The following is a 21,498-nucleotide window of genomic DNA, read 5'->3' on the forward strand; positions in this document are numbered from 1 at the left end:
GCTCAAGTGTGAGGGCAAAGCGGCACCCAACCTAGGGCCATGCCAGGGCACCCGTGGAACCGGCTTTGCCGGGCCACAGGGGTGCGCCCCCTTGAGGGGGGATCCGAAGCGACACGAAGTGCGCGGAGATTCGGGGGTGGGTTAATAAACCTCGGGGACGATCATGCTGGCCGGGACCGGCTGGCGCAGGTAGTCGGCATGGCGCACGCGGGCCGGCAGTTCCACCGGCGCATGCGGCACCATCTCGTAGGGCAGCTGGCCCAGCAGGTGGCTGATGCAGTTCAGGCGCGCCTTCTTCTTGTCGACCGCCTGCACCACCCACCACGGCGCCTCGGGGATGTGGGTGCGTTCCAGCATCGTTTCCTTGGCCTTGGTGTATTCCTCCCAGCGGCGGCGGCTCTCGAGGTCCATCGGGCTGAGCTTCCACTGCTTGAGCGGATCGTGGATGCGGCCGAGGAAGCGCATGTGCTGCTCGTCGTCGGTGATGGAGAACCAGTACTTGATGAGCTTGATGCCCGAGCGCACGAGCATCTTCTCGAACTCGGGCACGGTGCGGAAGAACTCCTCGTACTCGTCGTCCGAGCAGAAGCCCATCACGCGCTCGACGCCGGCGCGGTTGTACCAGCTGCGGTCGAACAGCACCATTTCGCCGGCCGCCGGCAGGTGCGCCGCGTAGCGCTGGAAGTACCACTGGGTGCGTTCGCGGTCGTTGGGCGCCGGCAGCGCGGCCACGCGGGCCACGCGCGGGTTCAGGCGCTGGGTGATGCGCTTGATGACACCACCCTTGCCGGCCGCGTCGCGGCCCTCGAACAGGATCACGACCTTCTGCTTGCTGTGCTGGACCCAGTCCTGCAGCTTCACCAGTTCGCCCTGCAGGCGGAACAGTTCCTTGAAATAGGCCTGGCGGGCCGCCTTGTCGGAGGCGGCGTTGGTGCCGGCGGGCTCGCCGTCGAGGCCGTCGATGTTGCGGTCCTCGATCTCCAGCTCGAGCTCCTCGTCATAGCTGTCGATGAGGTCTCGGGCGATGCGCTGCATCAGTTCTTCGTGGTCGGGAAGGGCGCTCGTCGGCATGGTGAAAGGGCAAGAGTGGCGGGATCGGGGAAAACCATGCTGCATGGGCCAGATGACGCCGGCGTGACGGTTTTGCGGCCGATTCCCGTAGGCCGACACGCCGTTGTCACACGGCGCGAACACCATTTCTCCCCACTACAACACTCCAGAACGCTCCCATGAACACGCTCGCCGCCCCGAATACGGACATGCCGGCCGCGCCGGCAGGGTCCGCAGCCCACCGCCCGAAGCTCGACGCCCGGCCCGGTCCGGTCGCCCTGATCACCTTCGTCGGCCTGCTCGCCGTCGGCCTGCTCTACACGGCCTGGAGCCTGGTGAGCGACGTGTCGGACTCCGGCGCGCCCATGACCACCTGGGTGCCCTACATCCTGCTGGGCGTGGCGCTGCTGATCGCGCTGGGCTTCGAGTTCGTCAACGGCTTCCACGACACCGCCAACGCGGTGGCGACCGTGATCTACACCCACTCGCTGCCGCCGAACTTCGCGGTCGTGTGGTCGGGCTTCTTCAATTTCCTGGGCGTGCTGGTTTCCAGCGGCGCGGTGGCCTTCGGCATCATCGCGCTGCTGCCGGTGGAGCTGATCCTGCAGGTGGGCTCGGGCGCGGGCTTCGCGATGGTGTTCGCGTTGCTGATCGCCGCCATCATCTGGAACCTCGGCACCTGGTGGCTGGGGTTGCCGGCCTCCTCCTCGCACACGCTGATCGGCTCGATCATCGGCGTGGGCGTGGCCAATGCGCTGATGCACGGGCGCGACGGCACCAGCGGCGTGGACTGGGCGCAGGCCACCAAGGTCGGCTATTCGCTCTTGCTGTCGCCGCTGGTGGGCTTCGGCTGCGCCGCGCTGCTGCTGCTGGCGCTGCGCGCCTTCGTCAAGAACCGCGCGCTCTATGAAGAACCCAAGGGCAGCGAGCCGCCGCCGTGGTGGATCCGCGGCCTGCTGATCCTGACCTGCACCGGCGTCTCGTTCGCGCACGGTTCCAACGACGGCCAGAAGGGCATGGGCCTGATCATGCTGATCCTGGTGGGCACGGTGCCGATGGCCTATGCGCTCAACCGCGCCATGCCGGCCGACCAGACGGTGAAGTTCGTCGCCGTGGCCGAGGTGGCGCAGGGCGCGATGCAGCGCAGCCTGCCGACCTCGCTGCCCGCGCTGCAGCCGGCCGCCGCGCGCGACTCGCTCGCGACCTACGTGCGTACCCGCGAATTCAACGACACGGTGGTGCCCGCGCTGGCCTCGGTCACCGGCAGCATCGCGCAGCAGGTCAAGCAGCACGGCTCGCTGGCCCGCCTGCCGGCCGACGCGGTGGCCAACGTGCGCAACGACATGTACCTGACCTCCGAGGCGATCCGCCACCTGGACAAGAGCGGCGCCGCGCATTTCGATGCCGACACGCAGGCCCGCGTCGGCGCGCTGCGCCAGGAACTCGACGACGCCACCCGCTTCATCCCGCTGTGGGTGAAGGTGGCGGTGGCGATCGCGCTCGGCCTGGGCACCATGATCGGCTGGAAGCGCATCGTGGTGACCGTGGGCGAGAAGATCGGCAAGACCCACCTGAGCTATGCCCAGGGCGCCTCGGCCGAGGTGGTGGCGATGGTGACCATCGGCGCGGCCGACATGTACGGCCTGCCGGTCTCGACCACGCACGTGCTGTCCTCGGGCGTGGCGGGCACCATGACCGCGAGCGGCTCGGGCCTGCAGATGTCCACGCTGCGCAACCTCGCGCTGGCCTGGGTGCTGACCTTGCCGGCGGCGATGCTGCTGTCGGGCGGGCTGTACTGGTTCTTCACGCACCTGTTCTGAAGCATCGCGCACCTTGCCGGCACTCCATGACCTGGCCGCCAATTCGTATGGCGGCGACGAAGCCGGGCTGATCTGCGGCTACCTGTTCGACCCCGGCGCGTCGGGTCCCGACGCCTCGCGCGAGATCGATTCGAGCCAGGCCGCGGCCTGGCTCGATGCCCTGCCGCACGATGAGGAACTGGCCGCCGCGCCTGCCGAAGGCGCCTACGCGGGCCCCTATGCGTGGCTGCACTTCAACCTGAGCCATGCCCAGGCCGAGCGCTGGCTGCAACGCCATGCGCGGCTGTCGGACACCTTCTACGAGACGCTGCACGACGGCCTGCCGTCCACGCGCATCGAGCGCGCCGACGATGCGCTGATCGCGGTCATCAACGACGTGCACTTCGATTTCAGCTTCGAGCCCTCGGACATCTCGACGCTGTGGATCGCGGTCGGCGCGCGGCTGGTCGTGACCGCGCGCAGCAAGCCGCTGCGCTCGGTCGACGCGCTGCGCACCGCGGTCAAGGCCGGCGACGCGCCGCGCTCGAGCACCGAGCTGCTCGAGCACCTGCTGCGCGCGCAGGCCGACGTGCTGGTGAAGATCGTGCGCGGCGTGACCGGCCGCGTCGACCGCATCGAGGACGAACTGCTGGCCAGTCGGCTCGACAACAAGCGCGCCCGCCTGGGCCTGATGCGCCGGCTGCTGGTACGGCTGCAGCGCCTGCTGGCGCCCGAGCCGGCGGCGCTGTTCCGGCTGCTGCAGCGCCCGCCGGGCTGGATGGCCGAGGACGACACGCAGGAGCTGCGCGGCGCGACCGAGGAGTTCTCGGTGGTGCTGCGCGACATGCAGGCGCTGCAGGAACGCATCAAGCTGCTGCAGGAAGAGATCGCCGCCAACGTCAACGAGGACAACAACCGCAGCCTGTTCGTGCTGACGGTGGTCACGGTGCTGGCGCTGCCGATCAACATCCTGGCCGGCCTGTTCGGCATGAACGTCGGCGGCATCCCGCTGGCCGAGCACAAGCACGGCTTCTGGATCGTGGTCGCGATCGTCGCCACCTTCACCGCGGTGGCCGCCTGGGCCGCTTTCAGGAAGAAGCGCTGAGCCGCTCCACCGCTGCGGTTAATGCTATTTATCTAGTAGCAAATACGAGCACCCATGCGACCGTGTCGACAGGCCGGAGCGCCTAGAATCGACCGGTGTCCTCCATTCTCAATGCCGACCTGCACTGCCACTCCGTGGTGTCCGACGGCACACTGACGCCCGAAGAACTCGCCGTACGCGCCGCCAGCAATGGCGTCGACCTGTGGGCGCTGACCGACCACGACGAGATCGGCGGCCAGCACCGCGCCGCCGCCGCCGCGCGCGAGAACGGCATGCGCTACCTCACCGGCACCGAGATCTCGGTCACCTTCGCGGGCGAGACCGTGCACATCGTCGGCCTGGGCTTCGACCCCGACGACGCCGCCATGACCCAGGGCCTGTACGACACCCGCGGCGGCCGCGGCAAGCGCGCGCAGGAAATGTCCGAGGGGCTGGCCAAGGTCGGCATCCAGGGCGCCTACGAAGGCGCGCTGCGGTTCGTCGGCAACCCCGAGCTGATCTCGCGCACCCACTTCGCGCGCTTCCTGGTCGAGCAGGGCCACTGCCGCGACACGCCCGAGGTGTTCCGCAAGTACCTCACCGAGGGCAAGCCCGGCTACGTGCCGCACCGCTGGGCCACGCTGAAGGACGCGGTGCACTGGATCACCTCGGCCAAGGGCCTGGCCGTGATCGCGCACCCGGGCCGCTACAAGTTCAGCGCCAACGAGGAGTACGCGCTGTTCCTCGAGTTCAAGGCGCATGGCGGCCAGGCGATCGAGGTCGTCACCGGCAGCCACACCCCGGCCGAGTACGTCGAGTACGCCGACAAGGCGCTCGAGTTCGGTTTCGCCGCCTCGCGCGGCAGCGATTTCCACAGCCCCGACGAGAGCCACTGCGACCTCGGCAAGCTGCCGCCGCTGCACGCTTCGCTCACGCCGGTATGGGAACTGCTCGCTCACCGAATACAAGCGTGAGCCAGCTGTCCGGGACCGCGACCGAGAGCGCCGCCACCCAAGCGCTGGCCCAGGCCCGCGCCGCGGCCCAGGCCGCCTCCAGCCGCGAATCCGAACGCATCCTGGCCGGCATCGGCCTCGTGGTGCTGGCCGTGGCCTGCTTCGCCACGCTCGACACCGCCACCAAGATCTCGACCGCGAGCGTGCCGATTCTCATGGGCGTGTGGTTCCGCTATGCCTTCCAGGCCGTGGCCACCACCGCCGTGCTGCTGCCGCTGCGCGGCACCGCGCTGCTGCGCACCGCCCATCCGCGCTACCAGGCGCTGCGCGGGGCGCTGCTGCTGGGCTCGAGCCTGTTCGCCTTCATGAGCCTGCGCTACATGCCGCTGGCCGAGTTCACCTCGATCGTGCTGATCGCGCCGCTGGTGATCACGCTGCTGGCGGCCACCACGCTCAAGGAGCATGTCTCGCCGCTGCGCTGGACGCTGGTGGCGGGCGGCTTCGCGGGCACGCTGGTCATCCTGCGGCCCGGCGGCGGCGCCTTCAGCTGGGCCATCCTGCTGCCGATCGGCCTGGTGATGACCAACGCCTGGTTCCAGGTGCTCACGAGCAAGCTCGCGCAGACCGAGAACCCGCTGACCATGCACTTCTACACCGGCTGGGTCGGCACCCTGCTGGCCTCGCTGGCCGTGCCCTTCGCCTGGACCGCGCTGCCCTCGTGGCACTGGTGGGCGCTGCTGTGCCTCATGGGCCTGATGGGCACGGTGGGACACTTCATGCTGATCCTCGCCTACCAGCGCGCGCCGGCCTCCACCCTCACGCCCTACCTCTATGCGCAGATCGCCTTCGCGATGCTCGGCGGCTGGCTGATGTTCTCGCACGTGCCCGATGTCGTGTCGCTGGTCGGCATGGCGATGATCGCGGTCTGCGGCGCGGCCGGTGCCTGGCTCACCGTGCGCGAGCGCCGCGTGCCGATCGAACCGGCGGAATCCTGATCAGGAGCGTTTTTCATGGCCCAGTACTTCGAAGTCCACCCCGAGAACCCCCAGCAGCGGCTGCTCAAGCAGGCCGCGGCGCTGCTGCAGCGCGGCGAGATCGTCGCCGTGCCCACCGACTCCAGCTACGCGCTGGCCTGCCACCTCGACGACAAGGACGCGGTCGACCAGCTGCGCCGCATCCGCCAGGTCGACGACAAGCACCACCTGACCCTGATCTGCCGCGACCTCAGCGAGCTCGCGAACTACGCGCGCGTCGACAACAAGCAATACCGCCTGCTGAAGGCCGCCACGCCCGGCCCCTACACCTTCCTGCTCGAGGCCACCAAGGAAGTGCCGCGGCGCGTGAGCCATCCGCAGCGCAAGACCATCGGCCTGCGCGTGCCCGACCACAAGGTGCTGCTCGAGCTGCTGGCGCTGCATGGCGCGCCGCTCTTGGCCACCACGCTGATCGCGCCCGGCGAGACCGAGGCGCTCAACGACGCCGAGATCATCCGCGAGCGCTTCGAGAAGCAGATCGCGGGCGTGATCGACGCCGGCGCCTGCCCCTCCCAGCCAACCACCGTGGTCGACCTCACGCCCATGGGCAGCGGCGACGATCCGGTGGTGGTGCGGCAGGGGCGCGGGGCGCTCTCGGTGCTGGGCCTGTGATGCGACCCTCGTTCTTCTCTTGTTCCGTCTGACACAATCTCGCAGTGGATATCTCCAATCTGATACAGACGGTCCTGATCTATGCGCTGCCCGTGATCTTCGCGATCACCGTGCACGAAGCCGCGCACGGCTACGTGGCGCGCTACCTCGGCGACAACACGGCGGCGGTCATGGGCCGCGTCACGCTCAATCCGATGAAGCACATCGACCCCATCGGGACCATCCTGATGCCGCTGATGCTCTACTTCGCGACCTCGGGCGCCTTCCTGTTCGGCTATGCCAAGCCGGTGCCGGTCAATTTCGGCCGGCTGCGCCATCCCAAGCGCGACATGGTCTGGGTGGCCCTGGCCGGTCCGGCCTCGAACTTCATCCAGGCGATCCTCTGGGCCGTGGTCTGGGCGGTGCTCATCGGCGTGGGCGTGCAGGAGCCCTTCTTCGTCAAGATGGCGCAGGGCGGCGTGCTGGTCAACCTCGTGATGTGGGCCTTCAACCTCTTCCCGCTGCCACCGCTCGACGGCGGCCGCGTGCTGGCCGGGCTGCTGCCCAACGGGCCGGCGCAGAATTTCCTCGCTCGCATCGAGCCCTACGGTTTCTTCATCGTGATGGGCCTGGTGCTCGCGGGCATCGTCAGCAAGTTCTGGCTGATGCCGCTGATGAGCGTGGGCTACGAAGTGCTCGATCTGCTGATCGGGCCGCTGCAGGCCCTGTTGCGTTGATGTTGCGTTAGTTTCCAGTTCCGACCATGGCTTCGTCCTCCCCTTCCCCGCTGCGCGTCCTCACCGGCATCACGCCTTCCGGCACGCCCCATCTCGGCAACTACGTCGGCTCGATCCGCCATTCGGTGCGCCAGAGCGTCGCACCCGGCGTCGAGAGCTACTTCTTCCTGGCCGACTACCACGCCCTCATCAAGGTGCAGGAGCCCGCGAAGATCCAGCGCTCCACGCTGGAGATCGCCGCCAGCTGGCTGGCCTGCGGGCTCGATCCCGAGCGCGTGACCTTCTACCGCCAGTCCGACATCGGCGAGATCCCCGAGCTCACCTGGTTCCTGACCTGCGTCACCGGCAAGGGCATCCTCAACCGCGCCCATGCCTACAAGGCCCAGGTCGACAAGAACACGGCCAAGGGCGAGGACGTCGATGCCGACGTCACGGCGGGCCTGTTCATGTACCCGGTGCTGATGGGCGCGGACATCCTGATGTTCAACGCCCACAAGGTGCCCGTGGGCCGCGACCAGGTGCAGCACATCGAGATGGCGCGCGACATGGCGCAGCGCTTCAACCACCTCTATGGCGATCACTTCACGCTGCCGGATGCCGAGATCGACGAGGCCGTCGCCACCCTGCCCGGCCTCGACGGCCGCAAGATGAGCAAGAGCTACAACAACACGATCCCGTTGTTCACGCCGCGCGCCCAGTTGCAGAAGCAGATCGCCAGCATCGTGACCGACTCGCGCGCGCCCGGCGAGCCCAAGGAGACCGAGGGCTCGGCGCTGTTCCAGATCTACCAGGCCTTCGCGAGCGCCGACGAAACGGAGGCGCTGCGCAAGTCCTACGCCGAGGGCATCGCCTGGGGCGACGCCAAGCAGGTGCTGTTCGAACGCATCGACCGCGAGGTGGCGCCGCTGCGCGAGCGCTACGAGGCGCTGATGGCCGACCCGGCGCAGATCGAGCGCACGCTGCTCGTCGGTGCCGACAAGGCGCGCGCGCTGTCGCGCCCGTTCATGACGCGGCTGCGCCATGCCGTCGGACTGCGCAACCTGGCCGACGCGGGCGACGGCGCCAAGGCGCGCAAGGGCGGCAAGGGGGCCGGCAAGGCCGGCTTCAAGCAGTACCGCGAACGCGACGGGATGTTCTATTTCAAGCTGCTCGACGCGAGCGGCGAAACCCTGCTGCAGAGCCGAGCATTCGCCTCGCCGCAGGAGGCCGGCCGTACCATCGCGGCGCTGCAGGAGCAGCGCGGCGCGGCCTTGACGACTTATGCGGATCGGCTCGAGCCGATCGCCACGGATGAAGGATTGCGCGCCGCGAGCGAGGCGCTGGAGGCACTGTCGGAGGCCACCGCCACCACCAAGGGCGGATGATCCGGCAACCGCCATCGGCCCATCCGCCGGTGGACGTGAAGAGAGAAGACGGTGCGATCACAAAGGAAGAAAACATGAGCATATATGTCATCGACGACCACCCCCTGATGCGCGACGCGATCGTGATGGTCCTGCGGCGCCTTCGTCCGGCCGAGAACATCGTCGAGCTCGAACGGCTCGACAAGCTCGCGAGTTCCGTCGCGCAGCGCGGAGCGCCCACGCTCTTCTGTCTCGACCTGAAGCTGCCCGACACCAACGGCGTTTCGGGCGTGATCGCGGTCAAGCAGGTCTATCCCAACGTGCCGATCGCCGTCTATTCGGCGGCGCCCTCGGCCGACATGGAAGACGCCTGCATCGAAGCCGGTGCCGACACCTACATCGAGAAGTCGGCCAGCTCGGCCGAGCTGGCGGCGGCCCTGCGTGGCCTGCTGATGGCCGGTTCGGAAGAAACCGACGAGCCGCCGCTGGCCAGCAACAGCAAGCTCTCGAAGCGCCAGACCCAGCTGATCGCGATGCTCGACAAGGGCATGAGCAATCGCGACATCGCCACCGACCTCGAGATCAGCGAACACACGGTGAAGGTGCACCTGTGGCGCCTGTTCCGCCGCCTCGGCGTGAAGAGCCGCACGCAGGCGCTGCACTACGCGCGCACGAACGGGTTGCTGTCGGGCTGAGGCCGGCTGCAGCGTCGTGAAGGGGCCGCGCCGTGTGCGCGGCTTTTTCTTTTGGGGGCGCCGCGGGGGCGGCACCCCCAGCTACTCAGGGCGTCTTGCGCGAATAGGCGACCTGCTGGGTCACCTCGAGCGATTGAACCACCTGCGTCGCGCCGGGCGCCTGCACCTGGTAGGCACTCGCGGCGAGATCGAACTCCACGTCGTCCGAGAAATCCGCGGTGAACCGCTTCGAATAGATGTCGAAGTTCGCGACGAGCGTGCCGCGGTCGTAGGCCGCCATGCGGACCCGCACCGTCATCTCCACCGCGGCGTCCCAGCCCGGCGGCGCATTCTGCGCAAGGACCGCACCGGCGATCCTGTAGCGGCCCTTCCCGAACGCACCCCGGATCCCCTCGAGCGTGAATCCCAGCGACTCGCCGACGCTCTTTCCGAGCGGCGTTCGTGCAATCCTGACGACGTCCGGCGATATGTCGTAGCTCATGCCGACCGGCATGGCCGGCGTGTCTGCCGGATAGGCCCCCAAACTGGGCGTCCCGATGGAGGTGTGAACGAAGGAAGGCAGCCTGTCGGGCGCGATGCCGGAAATGGTGCCAAGCCCCCTCGCCGCGCCCTGCTCCATGCCGGGAAGCAGCACGGAGCAGTATCTGATGGCATCGCCCCCGGCGGGCCAGAAGTCCTGCGCACGCCCTTCCTGGCGACGGAATTCGCAGAACGCGTACTGGCCCCGCCGATCGGTGTCGGGCGTCGGTGTGGTCTCGATCAACGCGAACTTGTAGATCGGACCGGTCGTGGCCGGAACGGCCGGTGTGACGGTGATATACGCCGGCTCGCTGTCCTTCACGCCATCGTTCACCACCAGCCGCACGACATAGTCGCCTTGCTCGTCGAGCAGCAGCGACGGCTTCGCGCCATTCGCACCGGCCAGCGCCGCCTGGCTGCTCAGCGGCTTGGACTGCAGCATCCAGGCATAGCTCAGCGACCGCCCCTGCGCCGCCTTGCTGCCGCTGCCGTCGAGCGTGGCGACCAGCCCCAGCGTGCCCGCCGAAGCCTTCGCGGCCGCGGCGACCGGCGGTGCGTTGTCGGCAGGCGTGGGGATTTCGGGCTCCGAGGGGCCCGACGGGCCGCCCGTCGCGGGCGGAGCAACCGGCGGCAGGAAAGCGAAGCCGGCGGAACCACCGCCGCCTCCGCCACCGCATGCGCACAGCATCGCGACCATGGCCGCTCCCACGGCGTATCTGAACTTGTGGATCATCTCTGCGGGCCCTCCCGTGCCCTGTCTTGAAAGAACGGAAACGGCCTGCTGGATGCGGCTCTGCGGTTCCGTTTCGAGACGGCGGGGAAGATAACAGCAGCGGGCACCTCGGCCCTGCGCCAAATCCCCAGGTCGGCCTAGTGACGCGGAGGCTCTCAGCCCACCGCCGCGCTCACACGCGCCTGCGCCACCGCCTCGTCGGCATCGTGCAGCGCCACGCGGAACACGCTGCCGCTGCCCAGGCGCGAGCGCACGCTGACCGGGTGGCCCAGCACGTGCGACAGGCGCGCGACGATCGCCAGGCCGAGGCCGAAGCCGTCGGAGGTGCCGGCATGATCGGCCACCTTGTAGAACTCGAGGAACACGTCGCGCAGGTGCTCGGGTGCGATGCCGATGCCGGTGTCCCAGACCTCGACGCGCATGCCCTCGCGGGTGCGGCGCGAGGCCAGCAGCACGCCGCCCTCGGGCGTGTACTTGATCGCATTGGCCAGCAGGTTGCCGATCATGCGGCGCACGCGGATCGGGTCGGTGAGGAAGCTGCCCTCGGTCACGTGGACGCGGAAATCGAGCCCCTTGCTCTCGGCCACGGGGCGGTACTGCAGCTCGAGGTCCTGCAGCAGCTCGGCGATGTCCACGCGCTCGATGTGCAGCCGCACCTGGCCCGAGTCGATGCGCGCGAGGTCGAACATGGAGTCGAACAGCGCATTGACCGCATGGGTGGCGCGCACGATCTTCGGCGCCAGCTCGGGCTCGTTGCGCAGCCAGTCGGCGTACAGCGACAGCGCCAACACCGGCTGGCGCATGTCGTGCGCGGCGCTCGCGAGGAAGCGGTTCTTCATCGCCACGGCCGCCACCGCCGCCTGCCGCTGCTGGGTCAGCGACTTGATCAGGATGTGGTTGTGGAACAGCAGCTCCAGGCTGTTGCGCGCGGTCTCGTGGATGTGGTGGCCGGCGCGCAGCAGCAGGTACCAGTGCAGCGTGGGCAGGATCGGCAGCAGGAAGCCGTACTGGAACTGCGGATGCTCGAGGTTGATGACCACCAACCGCACCAGCACCGAGCCGAGCACGGTGGCGAACAGCGTGTTGACGAAGCGCTTGAGCAGCGGCGGGTGCAGCGCCAGCCCGTTGAGCGGCGAGGTCGCGACGCCCGCGATCACCAGCCAGCTGATGAACTGGTTGACCTGCGGCACGCGCTCGAAGAACAGCAGCACCGACAACCCCCAGACGAAGGCGCTGGCGGTCCAGACGAAGGCATAGCGGTCGGCGTACTGCTGCTGCGCCAGCGCGCTGCGCCCGACGTAGCGCACCGCGTACACGCGCGCGGCCCAGGCCCGACAGGCCATCGAGATCAGGCCGGCGGTGAGCCAGGTCAGCACCTCCCAGCGCGGCAGCGCCGACCAGTTGAGCGCCGCCATGCCGACCATCAAGGTGCCCGACACGAGGTAGGAACCTCGCGCCGAGCGCATCAGGCTGCGGATCAGCTCGCCGCGCACCCAGGCCTCGGCCTCGTCGGCGGAGGCCGGCACGGGCGTGAGGCTGGTGATCGAGGCGGCGGTCGCCATCAGGCAGCGCCTTTTCTTCGGTAGCGGGCCAAAACCATGGATGAGGGTGCGGGTGGAGCCGGCGGCCGGAACGGCGTTCCGGCCAGTCCGGCGATCTTACCGGGCTGTAGGCCGGTGTTTCACGCCGTAACAACCGGCCGGGATAGCGCGGCCCTTGAGGCACGATGGCCGTCCCCCTCGCTTCCCGGGCCTGCCGCCATGCTTTCCCACGTATTCCTCGGCGTGAGCGACTTCGAGCGCGCCTTCGGCTTCCATGCCGCCCTCATGGCCGAGCTCGGCCATGCGCTGCGCTTTCGCGACGACAGCCGCCCCTGGGCCGGCTGGCAGCGCCCCGACGCGCCGCGCCCGCTGTTCCTGATCGGCGCGCCCTTCGACGGCCAGGAGCCGGCGGTGGGCAACGGCCAGATGGTCGCGCTGCTCGCGGCCGACCGCGCCACGGTCGACCGCGTCCATGCCGTGGCGCTGGCCCACGGCGGGCGTTGCGAGGGCCCGCCCGGGCTGCGCCCGCACTACCACGCCAACTACTACGGCGCCTACTTCCGCGATCCCGATGGCAACAAGCTCTGCGTCTGCTGCCACGACCCTGCATAGCTAGAAGGCTCTTTCCTGCACCGTCGCGTGCGGATGCAGCGGATGCGTCAGCGTGTCCGCGATCAGCCGCAGCGCGTCGTCGCACTCCTCGCGCGACATCGGGCCGCCGAGGCAGATGCGCACCGCGTCGGGCGGATCGCCGTCGGTCGAGAAGGCCGCGCTCGCGACCACGCCCACGTTGCGCGTGCGCAGGAAGGAGGCGAACTCGACCGGGCTCCAGCCCGGCGTGAGCGGCAGCCAGGCATGGAAGCCCTCGGGATGGGCCTGCAGCCCGTGGCCGCCGAGATGGCGCGCGGCCAGCAGCTGGCGCGCGGCCGATTCGGCGCGCACCGCCTGCAGCATGGCGTCGGCCGTGCCGTCCTCGACCCACATCGTGGTCAGCGCATTGGTGACCGGCGAGGCCATCACCGTGGTGGCGCGCAGGGCACCCGCGAGCCGCTGCGACTGGCGCGCGGTCGGCGCGCAGACATAGGCGCTGCGCAGCCCCGCGCCGAAGCACTTGGAGAAGCCGGTGACGTAGTAGGTGAGCGCGGGCGCCAGCGTGGCGAGCGTGGGCGGCATCTGGCGCGGCAGCATGCCGTAGGCGTCGTCTTCGATGATCGGCACCGCGTAGCGCAGCGCCACGTCGGCCAGCGCCTCGCGCCGCGCGCGGCTCACGGTGCCGGTGGTGGGGTTGAGCAGGGTCGGATTGCAGTACAGCGCCTTGGGCTTCAGGGTCTTGCAGGCGTGCTCGAAGGCATCGGCGATCGGGCCGTCGTCGTCGAGCTGCAGCGCATGCAGCTGCACGCCCAGTTGGGCCGCGATGGCCTTGATGCCCGGGTAGGTCAGCGATTCCACGCACACCAGCTCGCCGGGCCGCGCGAGCTGCGAGATCAGCGCGGTCAGCACGCCGTGGATGCCGGGGCACACGAGGATGCGGTCGACGCCGGCCTCGGGCACGTGCGGGCGCAGCCACTGCATCGCGGCCTCGCGGTCGTGCACCGTGCCGCCGAAGTCCTGGTAGCGCAGCAGGTCGTAGAGATCGGCCTGCGCGAAGGCCTGCGCGGCACCCTCGTGCATGCGCGCCACCAGGTGCTCGTCGCGCGGCTCGGGCGGCATGTTCATCGTCATCTCGGCGCCGCTGCCGCCGCGCAGCCGCAGGCTCGGGCTGCCGGTGCGGATGAAGGTGCCGGTGCCCGCGCGCGAGTCGATCAGCCCGCGCTTGCGCGCCTCGGCATAGCCGCGCGCCACGGTCGTGTAGTTGAGCTGCAGGTCCGCCGCCAGCTCGCGCAGCGTGGGCAGCCGGTCGCGCGCGCCGAGCCGGCCGGTGCGGATGTCGTCGGCGATCAGGTCGGCCAGCAACAGGTAGGCCGGCTTGGCGCTGGCGCGCAGCTGCTTGCGCCAGTGCAGCGTGATGGGGGCGATCGGGGCGGTGTCGGTGGCGGCCACTTGATTGCATCCATTGATTGCATCGGGGGACCGATCAACCCGCAGGAAACGTGCCCGTCCCCTGGGGGTTCCCAGGGCCGGCGATGCCTCGAACGGGTGCGATCAACCCCATTGATCGGGTGCATTGATCGCACGCCGAACGCTTCGCCACGGTGCGGCCCGGCCCGCCGCGAACGCCGCGCGACCCGCTCGCGGCAGTCGCGCGGAAATTTTTCGCGCCCGCATGCGGCACCGCTGCGCCTTGATCGCAACTTGATTGCATCGCGGGCCCCGCGCCTTGGCACATGGCATGCGAAGAAGAAGGCGCGCAGACGCTGCTGCGTTCCTCTCCTTCATCCCTTTCACCGGAGTACCCCATGCCCACTGTGACCCGTCCCCGCAACGAAAAAGGCGAGTTCCTCGTCGACTACGAAGAGAAGGTGTTCGAAGACGTGAAGGCCGAGCCCGGCGAGAAGGCGCTCGTGACCTTCCACACCGTGGCCTTCGAAGGCTCGATCGGCTTCGTCAACCTGCTGCAGGCCACGCGCCTCAAGCGCAAGGGCTTCGAGACCTCGATCCTGCTCTACGGCCCCGGCGTCACGCTGGGCGTGCAGCGCGGCTTTCCGACGCTGGGCGACGAGGCCTTCCCGGGCCACCAGAACTTCAACAAGCAGATCGCCACCTTCATCGCCGAGGGCGGCAAGGTCTACGCCTGCCGCTTCGCGCTGCAGGCGCTCTACGGCCACGGCGAGGGCGCGCTGATCGAGGGCATCAAGCCGATCAACCCGCTCGACGTGCTCGACCTGATCCTGCTGCACCGCAAGGCCAACGCCTTCATCCTCGACACCTGGACGCTGTAAGCGATGGCCACCGCACCCCGCATCGTCCGCGCCGCGGCGATCCAGATCGCGCCGGACTTCGACCGTCCCGACGGCACGCTCGATCGGGTGTGCAGCGCGATCGACGAAGCCGCTTCAAAGGGCGCGCAGCTCGCGGTCTTCCCCGAGACCTTCGTGCCCTACTACCCCTACTTCAGCTTCGTGCTGCCGCCGGTGCTGCAGGGCGCGCCGCACCTGCTGCTGGCCGAGCGCGCGGTGGTGGTGCCCGGCCCGGTCACGCAGGCCGTGGCCGAGCTCGCACGCGCCCGTGGCGTGGTGGTGGTGCTCGGCGTGAACGAGCGCGACCACGGCAGCCTCTACAACACGCAGCTGGTGTTCGACGCCGACGGCACGCTCGCGCTCAAGCGCCGCAAGATCACGCCGACCTACCACGAGCGCATGGTCTGGGGCCAGGGCGACGGCGCCGGGCTCAAGGTGGTCGACACCGCCATCGGCCGCGTCGGCGCGCTGGCCTGCTGGGAGCACTACAACCCGCTGGCGCGCTACAGCCTGATGGCGCAGCACGAGGAGATCCACTGCGCGCAGTTCCCGGGCTCGCTGGTGGGCCCGATCTTCGCCGAGCAGATGGAGGTGACGATCCGCCACCACGCGCTCGAGTCGGGCTGCTTCGTGGTCAACGCCACCGGCTGGCTCAGCGACGAGCAGATCCGCAGCGTCACGCCCGACCCGAACCTGCAGAAGGCGCTGCGCGGCGGCTGCCACACGGCCATCGTCTCGCCCGAGGGCCGGCATCTCGCGCCGCCGCTCACCGAGGGCGAGGGCATGGTGATCGCCGACCTCGACATGGCGCTGATCGCCAAGCGCAAGCGAATGATGGATTCGGTGGGCCACTACGCGCGCCCCGAGCTGCTCTCGCTCGCCATCGACGACCGGCCCGCGGCCACCACCGTGCCGATGCACACCCTTTCTTCCCACCCACGGAGCCCCGACCATGACGACGACCGCCGCCCTCGCATCGAACCCCGCACCGAATCCCGCGCCGGTGGACAGCCGCCAGCTGATGACGGAGCTCCAGTCCTTCGGGTTGCGGCTGGTTGACCCCGGCGCGGGTGCCGCCAGCCGCCGCGGCGGCGCCGGCCCCTCGGACCACAAGGCCGTGCTGGTCGACGGCCACACGATCATGGTGCCGGTGCACACCGCGAGCGCCTGGCATTCGCCGTTCACGGCCGAGGCGCCGAACGCGCAGGGCGTGAGCCGCGTGATGCGCGGCAGCATCCCGATCGCGAACATCGCCTTTCCGCGCCAGCCGCGCTTCTATGCGATGCAGACCTTCGATGGCGTGCCCTATTCGCACATCGCCACGCTGCACGGCAGCGACGTGCTCGCCACCACCGTGCTGCAGACCTGCATCCGCTACGAGAGCCGGCGCAAGAGCTGCAAGTTCTGCGCGATCGGCCAGTCGCTCGCGGCCGGCCGCACCATCGCGCACAAGACGCCGCAGCAGCTCGCCGAGGTGGCGCGCGCGGCCGTGCTGCTCGACGGCGTGAAGCACATGGTGCTGACCACCGGCACGCCCAACGCCACCGACCGCGGCGCGGCGGTGCTGTGCGAGAGCGCCTTCGCGATCAAGGCCGCGGTCGACATCCCGATCCAGGGCCAGTGCGAGCCGCCCGACGACGACCGCTGGTTCCAGCGCATGAAGGCCGCGGGCATCGACACGCTGGGCATGCACCTGGAGGTGGTCACGCCCGAGGTGCGCGAGCGCATCATGCCGGGCAAGGCCAGCGTGCCGGTGTCGCGCTACATGAGCGCCTTCGAGGCCGCGGTGGCGGTGTTCGGCCGCGGCCAGGTCAGCACCTACATCCTCGCGGGCCTCGGCGATTCGCGCGAGGCCATCCTCTCGATCTGCGACGAGCTGCTCGCGCGCGGCGTCTACCCCTTCGTCGTGCCCTTCGTGCCGATCAGCGGCACGCCGCTCGAGGACCATCCCGCCCCCACGCCCGAGTTCATGAAGTCGCTGCTCGAGCCGCTGGGCCGGCGCGTCGCGGCGGCCGGCCTGCGCTCGGCCGACATCAAGGCCGGCTGCGGCAAGTGCGGCGCCTGCTCGTCGCTGTCCGTCTACGAGGCCTGAGATGAAGACCGCCGAAGCCTGGAGCGAGCTGCCGCTGGCCTACGCGCCGGTCGAATACCTCGTGCGCGAGGCTTCCCAGCAATGGGAGCGCGACGAGGCGATGGCGCTGCGCCGCGCGGTGTTCTGCATCGAGCAGGGCATCTTCGCGCGCGACGACCGCGACGCGATCGACGACCATGCACTGCTGCTGGTGGCGATGTCGTGCAACGCCGGCATGCCCGAGCAGGTGGTGGGCACGGTGCGCATCCATCGCGGCGCCGCAGGGACCGGCAGCGGGAGCGAATGGTGGGGCTCGCGGCTCGCGGTGCACCCGGCCTTCCGCAGCCAGGGCCACCTGGGCGCGACGCTGATCCGGCTCGCGGTGTCGCGCGCCCATGCGCTGGGCTGCACGCTGTTCCTCGCGCAGGTGCAGCTGCAGAACGAGCCGCTGTTCCGCAAGCTCGGCTGGACCACGCTCGGCGAATGCGAGGTGCAGGGCCGCGCGCATGCGCGCATGCGCGCCGACCTCGGCTTCTATCCGCCCTGCCACGACCCGGTCAGCGGCTTCGTCACGCGCGCGAAGGTGCCGCGATGAGCCGCGCCGCCGAGATCGCCGAAGCGCTGCGCGCCACGCGCGGCTTCGCCCACAAGCGCGATATCAGCGAGGTGGTGGCCGCGCTGGGCCGCTCGCTGCCCGGCGGCCACGCGGCGCTCGCGCAGGCCGTGCCTGTGGGCGACGACTGCGCCGCCATTCCCGACGGCCGCGGCGGCTACCTGCTGTTCGCGATCGAGGGGCTGGTCGAGGACTTCATCGTGCGCATGCCCTGGTTCGCGGGCTACTGCGGCGTGATGGTCAACGTGAGCGACATCTACGCGATGGGCGGGCGCCCGACCGCGGTGGTCGACGCGCTGTGGAGCAGCGGCATGAACCCGGCCGACCAGGTGCTCGGCGGCATGGCCGAGGCCGCGGCGCGCTATGGCGTGCCGATCGTCGGCGGCCACAGCAACAACCGCAGCGAGCGGCCGCAGCTCGCGGTCGCGATCCTCGGCCATGCGCGCCGGCTGATCACGAGCTTCGATGCGCGGCCCGGCGACCTGCTGGTGATGGCGGCCGACCTGCGCGGCGCCTACGAGGAGCCCTTCCCCTACTGGAACGCCTCGACGCGCGCGCCGGCCGCGCGGCTGCGCGCCGACCTCGAGCTGCTGCCCGCGCTGGCCGAGGCCGGCCTGTGCCGCGCCGGCAAGGACATCAGCATGGCCGGCGCGGTCGGCACCGCGATGATGCTGCTCGAATGCTCGGGCGTGGGCGCCTCGATCGAGCTCGATGCGCTGCCGAAGCCCGAGGGCGTGCCGCTGCTGCGCTGGCTGTCGTCGTTCCCGAGCTACGGCTTCGTGCTCAGCGTCGCGCCCGCGCAGCTCGCGCGCGTGCTCGCGCGCTTCGCGGCGCGCGACATCGCCTGCGGCGTGATCGGCACCGTGGACCCCAGCCGCACCGTGCGCCTGCGCGCCGATGGCGAGGAGGCCCTGCTGTGGGACTTCGGCCGCGATGCCTTCATCCAGCCGCCGGCGCCGTCCGGCCTGCGCGAGGAGGCCCGCCATGGCTGACGACGACCTCGAGCGCCCGCTGCGCATCGGGCTGCTGACGCATTCGGTCAACCCGCGCGGCGGCGTGGTCCACACGCTGGAACTCGCGCGTGCGCTGCACGAGGCCGGCCATGCCGTCACCGTGTTCGCGCCGGCCGCGCCGGGCCAGCGCTTCTTCCGCGAACCGCCCTGCCGCGCCGAGCTCGTGCCGGTGCACGGCACGCCAGCCGACACGGTGGCGATGGTGCGCACGCGCATCGCGGCCTTCGTCGACCACCTGGGCGCGCTGCTCGAGCACGAGCGCTTCGACGTGCTCCACACCCATGACTCGATCGGCGGCAACGCACTGGCACGGCTGCAGGACATGGGCCGCATCGAGGGCTTCGTGCGCACGGTCCATCACCTCGACGACTTCGCCGATGCGCAGCTCGCGCACTGGCAGCACCAGGCCTTCGTCCGCGCACGGCAGGTGTTCTGCGTGAGCCGGCTGTGGTGCGAGCATCTCGCTCGGCACCACGGGATCGCGGCGCAGGAGGTGGCGAACGGCATCGACACCGCGCGCTTCTCGCCGCGCATGCAGGCCGGCGACGCGGCGCTCGCGCGACGGCTCGGTCTGCGCACCGGCGCGCCGGTGGTGCTGGCCGTCGGCGGCGTCGAGGAACGCAAGAACACGCTGCGCCTGCTCGAGGCCTTCGCGCTGCTGCGGCAGCGCCCGGGCCAGGCCGATGCGCAGCTGGTGATCGCGGGCGGCGCGAGCCTGCTCGACCACAGCGCCACCATGCAGGCCTTCGCCTCCGCGCTCGCGCGCCTCGGGCTGGCCGAAGGCCCGGACCGCGCCGTGCGGCTCACCGGGCCGCTGGCCGATGAGGACATGCCCGCGCTCTACCGGCTCGCCGACGTGGTCGCGATGCCCTCGCTGCGCGAAGGCTTCGGCCTGGTGGTACTCGAAGGCCTGGCGAGCGGGCGGCCCGTGGTGGCCTCGCGCATCGCGCCCTTCACCGACTACCTCGCGCCCGAGGACGTGAGCTGGGCCGACCCGCTCGATGCCGGCTCGATCGCGCAGGCCTTGGCCGAGGCGCTCGCGCGGCGCGACGACGCGCGCATCGCGCGATCGGCGGCCCGGCTCGCGCGGCACTTCAGCTGGGCCGAGAGCGCGCAGCGGCACGTCGCCCTCTACCGCGAAGGCCTGCGCCGCCCCCACGCCATCGAAACGAGGACCGCCCCATGCCCGTGATGCATTTCCAGGTGCGCTGGCCCGATGCCAGCGAATCGCGCTGCTACTCGCCCTCGCTGGTGGTGCGCGACTTCCTCGCGCCCGGCGAACGCTATGCGCTCGACGATTTCCTGCGGCGCACGCGCGAGGCGCTCGGCATCGCCTCCGAACGCGTGCGCGCGAAGTATGGCTTCGCCTGTTCGCAGGCGATGGACCAGCTCGCCGAGATCGAGCGCATCGCCGCGCGCTTCGAGCCCGCCGCCGAAGTCACCGTGCTGGCCTTCGACTGACCTCCCCCCTGCGCCCCCATCGAGAAAGAGAGACCCCATGTCCCACCCCACCCATCCCGAGCATCCCTACGGCGGCCGCAGCCACTACAGCGTGGCGATCGTCGGCGGCGGCCAGGCCGGCCTGTCGCTGAGCCACTGCCTGCAGCAGCGCGGCATCGACCACCTCGTGATCGAGAAGCGCAGCCTGGTCCACAGCTGGCGCACGCAGCGCTGGGATTCGTTCTGCCTGGTCACGCCCAACTGGCAATGCCAGTTGCCGGGCTGGCCCTACCAGGGCGACGATCCGCACGGCTTCATGGTCAAGGACCAGATCAACGACTGGCTCGCGGGCTTCGTGGCGCAGGTGAAGCCGCCCGCGCTCGAGGGCGTGACGGTGCAGCGCGTGGTGCACGTGCCGCAAAGCGGCGAGCGCGGCCGCTACGAGGTGCAGACCGACGCCGGCCTCTACACCGCCGACCAGGTGGTGGTGGCCTCGGGCGGCTACCACAAGCCGATCGTGCCGCGGCTGGCCGAGAAGCTGCCGGCCTCGGTGGCGCAGTACCACTCGGCGCAGTACCGCAACCCCGCGCAGCTGCCCGAGGGCGCGGTGCTGGTCGTGGGCTGCGGCCAGTCGGGCGCGCAGATCGCCGAGGACCTGCACCTGGCCGGCCGCAAGGTCTACCTGGCCACGGGCGATGCACCGCGCTGCGCGCGCTTCTACCGCGGCCGCGAGGTGGTCGACTGGCTGGCCGACATGCAGTACTACGACATGCCGGTCACCGCCCATCCGCTGCGCGAGGGCGTGCGCGACAACACCAACCACTACGTGACCGGCCGCGACGGCGGACGCGACATCGACCTGCGGCGCTTCGCGCGCGAGGGCATGGAGCTGTTCGGCCTGCTGACCGACCTGGACCAGGGCGTGCTGCAGTTCCAGCCCAACCTGCGCGAGCACCTCGACCATGCCGACCGCATCTACAACGGCATCAACGCCTCGATCGACAAGTTCATCGCCGCCAACGGCATCGAGGCGCCGCCGCCCTCGGTCTACGCGCCCGTGTGGGAGCCGGCCGAGGAACGCACCCGGCTCGATCTCGCGGCCGCGGGCATCACCAGCGTGCTGTGGTGCATCGGCTTCTCGCCCGATTTCGCCTGGGTCGACGCGCCGGTGTTCAACGGCCGCGGCCACCCGGTGCACCAGCGCGGCGTCACGCGCGAGCCGGGGCTGTATTTCCTCGGGCTGCCGTGGCTGCACACCTGGGGTTCGGGACGTTTCTCGGGCGTGGCGCGCGACGCGGAATTCCTCGCCGAAGCGATCGCCGCGCGGCGCGCCGAACTGCGCGCGGAACCCGAGGTCGCGCCGCCCCGGCTGCAGGCGGCCTGAG

21 protein-coding genes are annotated in these 21,498 nt (G+C 70.1%); 17 read left to right on the top strand and 4 right to left on the bottom strand.

Going from position 1 to position 21,498, the window contains the following annotated elements; translation table 11 throughout:
* Positions 1–141: 141 nt before the first annotated feature.
* Positions 142–1,071 carry a polyphosphate kinase 2 gene (ppk2, locus tag R0232_RS27795; protein ID WP_398500849.1) on the bottom strand — a complete coding sequence of 310 codons (930 nt, stop codon included), beginning with the start codon at positions 1,069–1,071 and terminating at the stop codon, positions 142–144.
* 158 nt (positions 1,072–1,229) lie between these two features.
* Here ppk2 and R0232_RS27800 point away from each other — a divergent pair, with 158 nt between their 5' ends.
* The 8 genes from R0232_RS27800 (at position 1,230) to R0232_RS27835 (ending at position 9,286) form a co-directional block, all read left to right on the top strand.
* Positions 1,230–2,870, top strand: coding sequence for an inorganic phosphate transporter (locus R0232_RS27800; RefSeq protein WP_431510183.1), 1,641 nt, complete (start codon positions 1,230–1,232; stop codon positions 2,868–2,870).
* Between the two features lie 13 nt (positions 2,871–2,883).
* Entirely contained in the window at positions 2,884–3,954 is a 1,071-nt protein-coding gene (locus R0232_RS27805) for a transporter (RefSeq protein ID WP_431510184.1), read from the top strand.
* Between the two features lie 95 nt (positions 3,955–4,049).
* Positions 4,050–4,907 (top strand): 3',5'-nucleoside bisphosphate phosphatase, encoded by an 858-nt coding sequence (locus R0232_RS27810; protein ID WP_093340746.1) that lies wholly within the window; start codon positions 4,050–4,052, stop codon positions 4,905–4,907.
* Positions 4,874–5,881, top strand: a complete 1,008-nt coding sequence (locus tag R0232_RS27815) for a DMT family transporter (RefSeq protein WP_093340748.1) — start codon at positions 4,874–4,876, stop codon at positions 5,879–5,881. The genes R0232_RS27810 and R0232_RS27815 overlap by 34 nt, the downstream gene beginning before the upstream one ends.
* 15 nt (positions 5,882–5,896) lie before the next feature.
* A complete protein-coding gene (locus R0232_RS27820) occupies positions 5,897–6,532 on the top strand; it encodes an L-threonylcarbamoyladenylate synthase (RefSeq protein WP_093340750.1) in 636 nt (211 codons plus the stop codon).
* Between the two features lie 44 nt (positions 6,533–6,576).
* On the top strand, positions 6,577–7,248 hold the full coding sequence (locus tag R0232_RS27825; RefSeq protein WP_093340752.1) for a site-2 protease family protein: 672 nt from the start codon (positions 6,577–6,579) through the stop codon (positions 7,246–7,248).
* 26 nt (positions 7,249–7,274) lie between these two features.
* Positions 7,275–8,612, top strand: coding sequence for a tryptophan--tRNA ligase (locus R0232_RS27830; RefSeq protein ID WP_093340754.1), 1,338 nt, complete (start codon positions 7,275–7,277; stop codon positions 8,610–8,612).
* Between the two features lie 74 nt (positions 8,613–8,686).
* Positions 8,687–9,286 (top strand): response regulator transcription factor, encoded by a 600-nt coding sequence (locus R0232_RS27835; protein WP_057594424.1) that lies wholly within the window; start codon positions 8,687–8,689, stop codon positions 9,284–9,286.
* An 85-nt stretch (positions 9,287–9,371) separates the two neighbouring features.
* On the opposite strand, the gene R0232_RS27840 is transcribed toward R0232_RS27835, so the two are convergent.
* Positions 9,372–10,538, bottom strand: coding sequence for a PKD domain-containing protein (locus tag R0232_RS27840; RefSeq protein ID WP_431510185.1), 1,167 nt, complete (start codon positions 10,536–10,538; stop codon positions 9,372–9,374).
* Between the two features lie 155 nt (positions 10,539–10,693).
* Positions 10,694–12,100: a surface-behavior sensor histidine kinase ShkS gene (gene shkS, locus R0232_RS27845; protein WP_431510186.1), complete on the bottom strand. Its 1,407-nt coding sequence runs from the start codon at positions 12,098–12,100 to the stop codon at positions 10,694–10,696.
* Between the two features lie 198 nt (positions 12,101–12,298).
* On the opposite strand from shkS, the gene R0232_RS27850 reads away from it, so the two are divergent.
* Positions 12,299–12,691 (top strand): VOC family protein, encoded by a 393-nt coding sequence (locus tag R0232_RS27850; RefSeq protein WP_208508737.1) that lies wholly within the window; start codon positions 12,299–12,301, stop codon positions 12,689–12,691.
* Here R0232_RS27850 and R0232_RS27855 read toward each other — a convergent pair whose 3' ends face one another.
* Positions 12,692–14,095 (bottom strand): PLP-dependent aminotransferase family protein, encoded by a 1,404-nt coding sequence (locus R0232_RS27855; protein ID WP_093341244.1) that lies wholly within the window; start codon positions 14,093–14,095, stop codon positions 12,692–12,694.
* 380 nt (positions 14,096–14,475) lie between these two features.
* Between R0232_RS27855 and R0232_RS27860 the strand changes: the two genes are divergently transcribed.
* From R0232_RS27860 to R0232_RS27895, 8 genes are read left to right on the top strand one after another with little or no spacing between them, the layout of a single operon-like run.
* On the top strand, positions 14,476–14,958 hold the full coding sequence (locus tag R0232_RS27860) for an MSMEG_0572/Sll0783 family nitrogen starvation response protein (RefSeq protein ID WP_093340760.1): 483 nt from the start codon (positions 14,476–14,478) through the stop codon (positions 14,956–14,958).
* Between the two features lie 3 nt (positions 14,959–14,961).
* On the top strand, positions 14,962–16,035 hold the full coding sequence (locus tag R0232_RS27865; protein ID WP_431510187.1) for a Nit6803 family nitrilase: 1,074 nt from the start codon (positions 14,962–14,964) through the stop codon (positions 16,033–16,035).
* Entirely contained in the window at positions 15,998–17,068 is a 1,071-nt protein-coding gene (locus R0232_RS27870; protein ID WP_296787189.1) for an MSMEG_0568 family radical SAM protein, read from the top strand. The genes R0232_RS27865 and R0232_RS27870 overlap by 38 nt, the downstream gene beginning before the upstream one ends.
* 1 nt (position 17,069) lies before the next feature.
* On the top strand, positions 17,070–17,642 hold the full coding sequence (locus tag R0232_RS27875) for an MSMEG_0567/Sll0786 family nitrogen starvation N-acetyltransferase (RefSeq protein WP_431510188.1): 573 nt from the start codon (positions 17,070–17,072) through the stop codon (positions 17,640–17,642).
* Positions 17,639–18,652 (top strand): sll0787 family AIR synthase-like protein, encoded by a 1,014-nt coding sequence (locus tag R0232_RS27880; protein WP_296787165.1) that lies wholly within the window; start codon positions 17,639–17,641, stop codon positions 18,650–18,652. Before R0232_RS27875 ends, R0232_RS27880 begins: the two co-directional genes overlap by 4 nt.
* Entirely contained in the window at positions 18,645–19,865 is a 1,221-nt protein-coding gene (locus R0232_RS27885; protein WP_431510189.1) for an MSMEG_0565 family glycosyltransferase, read from the top strand. Before R0232_RS27880 ends, R0232_RS27885 begins: the two co-directional genes overlap by 8 nt.
* Entirely contained in the window at positions 19,856–20,134 is a 279-nt protein-coding gene (locus tag R0232_RS27890; RefSeq protein ID WP_057594432.1) for an MSMEG_0570 family nitrogen starvation response protein, read from the top strand. Before R0232_RS27885 ends, R0232_RS27890 begins: the two co-directional genes overlap by 10 nt.
* Positions 20,135–20,171: 37 nt before the next feature.
* Positions 20,172–21,497 (top strand): MSMEG_0569 family flavin-dependent oxidoreductase, encoded by a 1,326-nt coding sequence (locus R0232_RS27895; RefSeq protein WP_057598965.1) that lies wholly within the window; start codon positions 20,172–20,174, stop codon positions 21,495–21,497.
* Position 21,498 lies beyond the last annotated feature (1 nt).

Origin of the sequence: Variovorax sp. DAIF25 (genome assembly GCF_050711835.1) — a bacterium.
In the GTDB taxonomy this organism is placed as follows: Bacteria; Pseudomonadota; Gammaproteobacteria; order Burkholderiales; family Burkholderiaceae_C; genus Variovorax.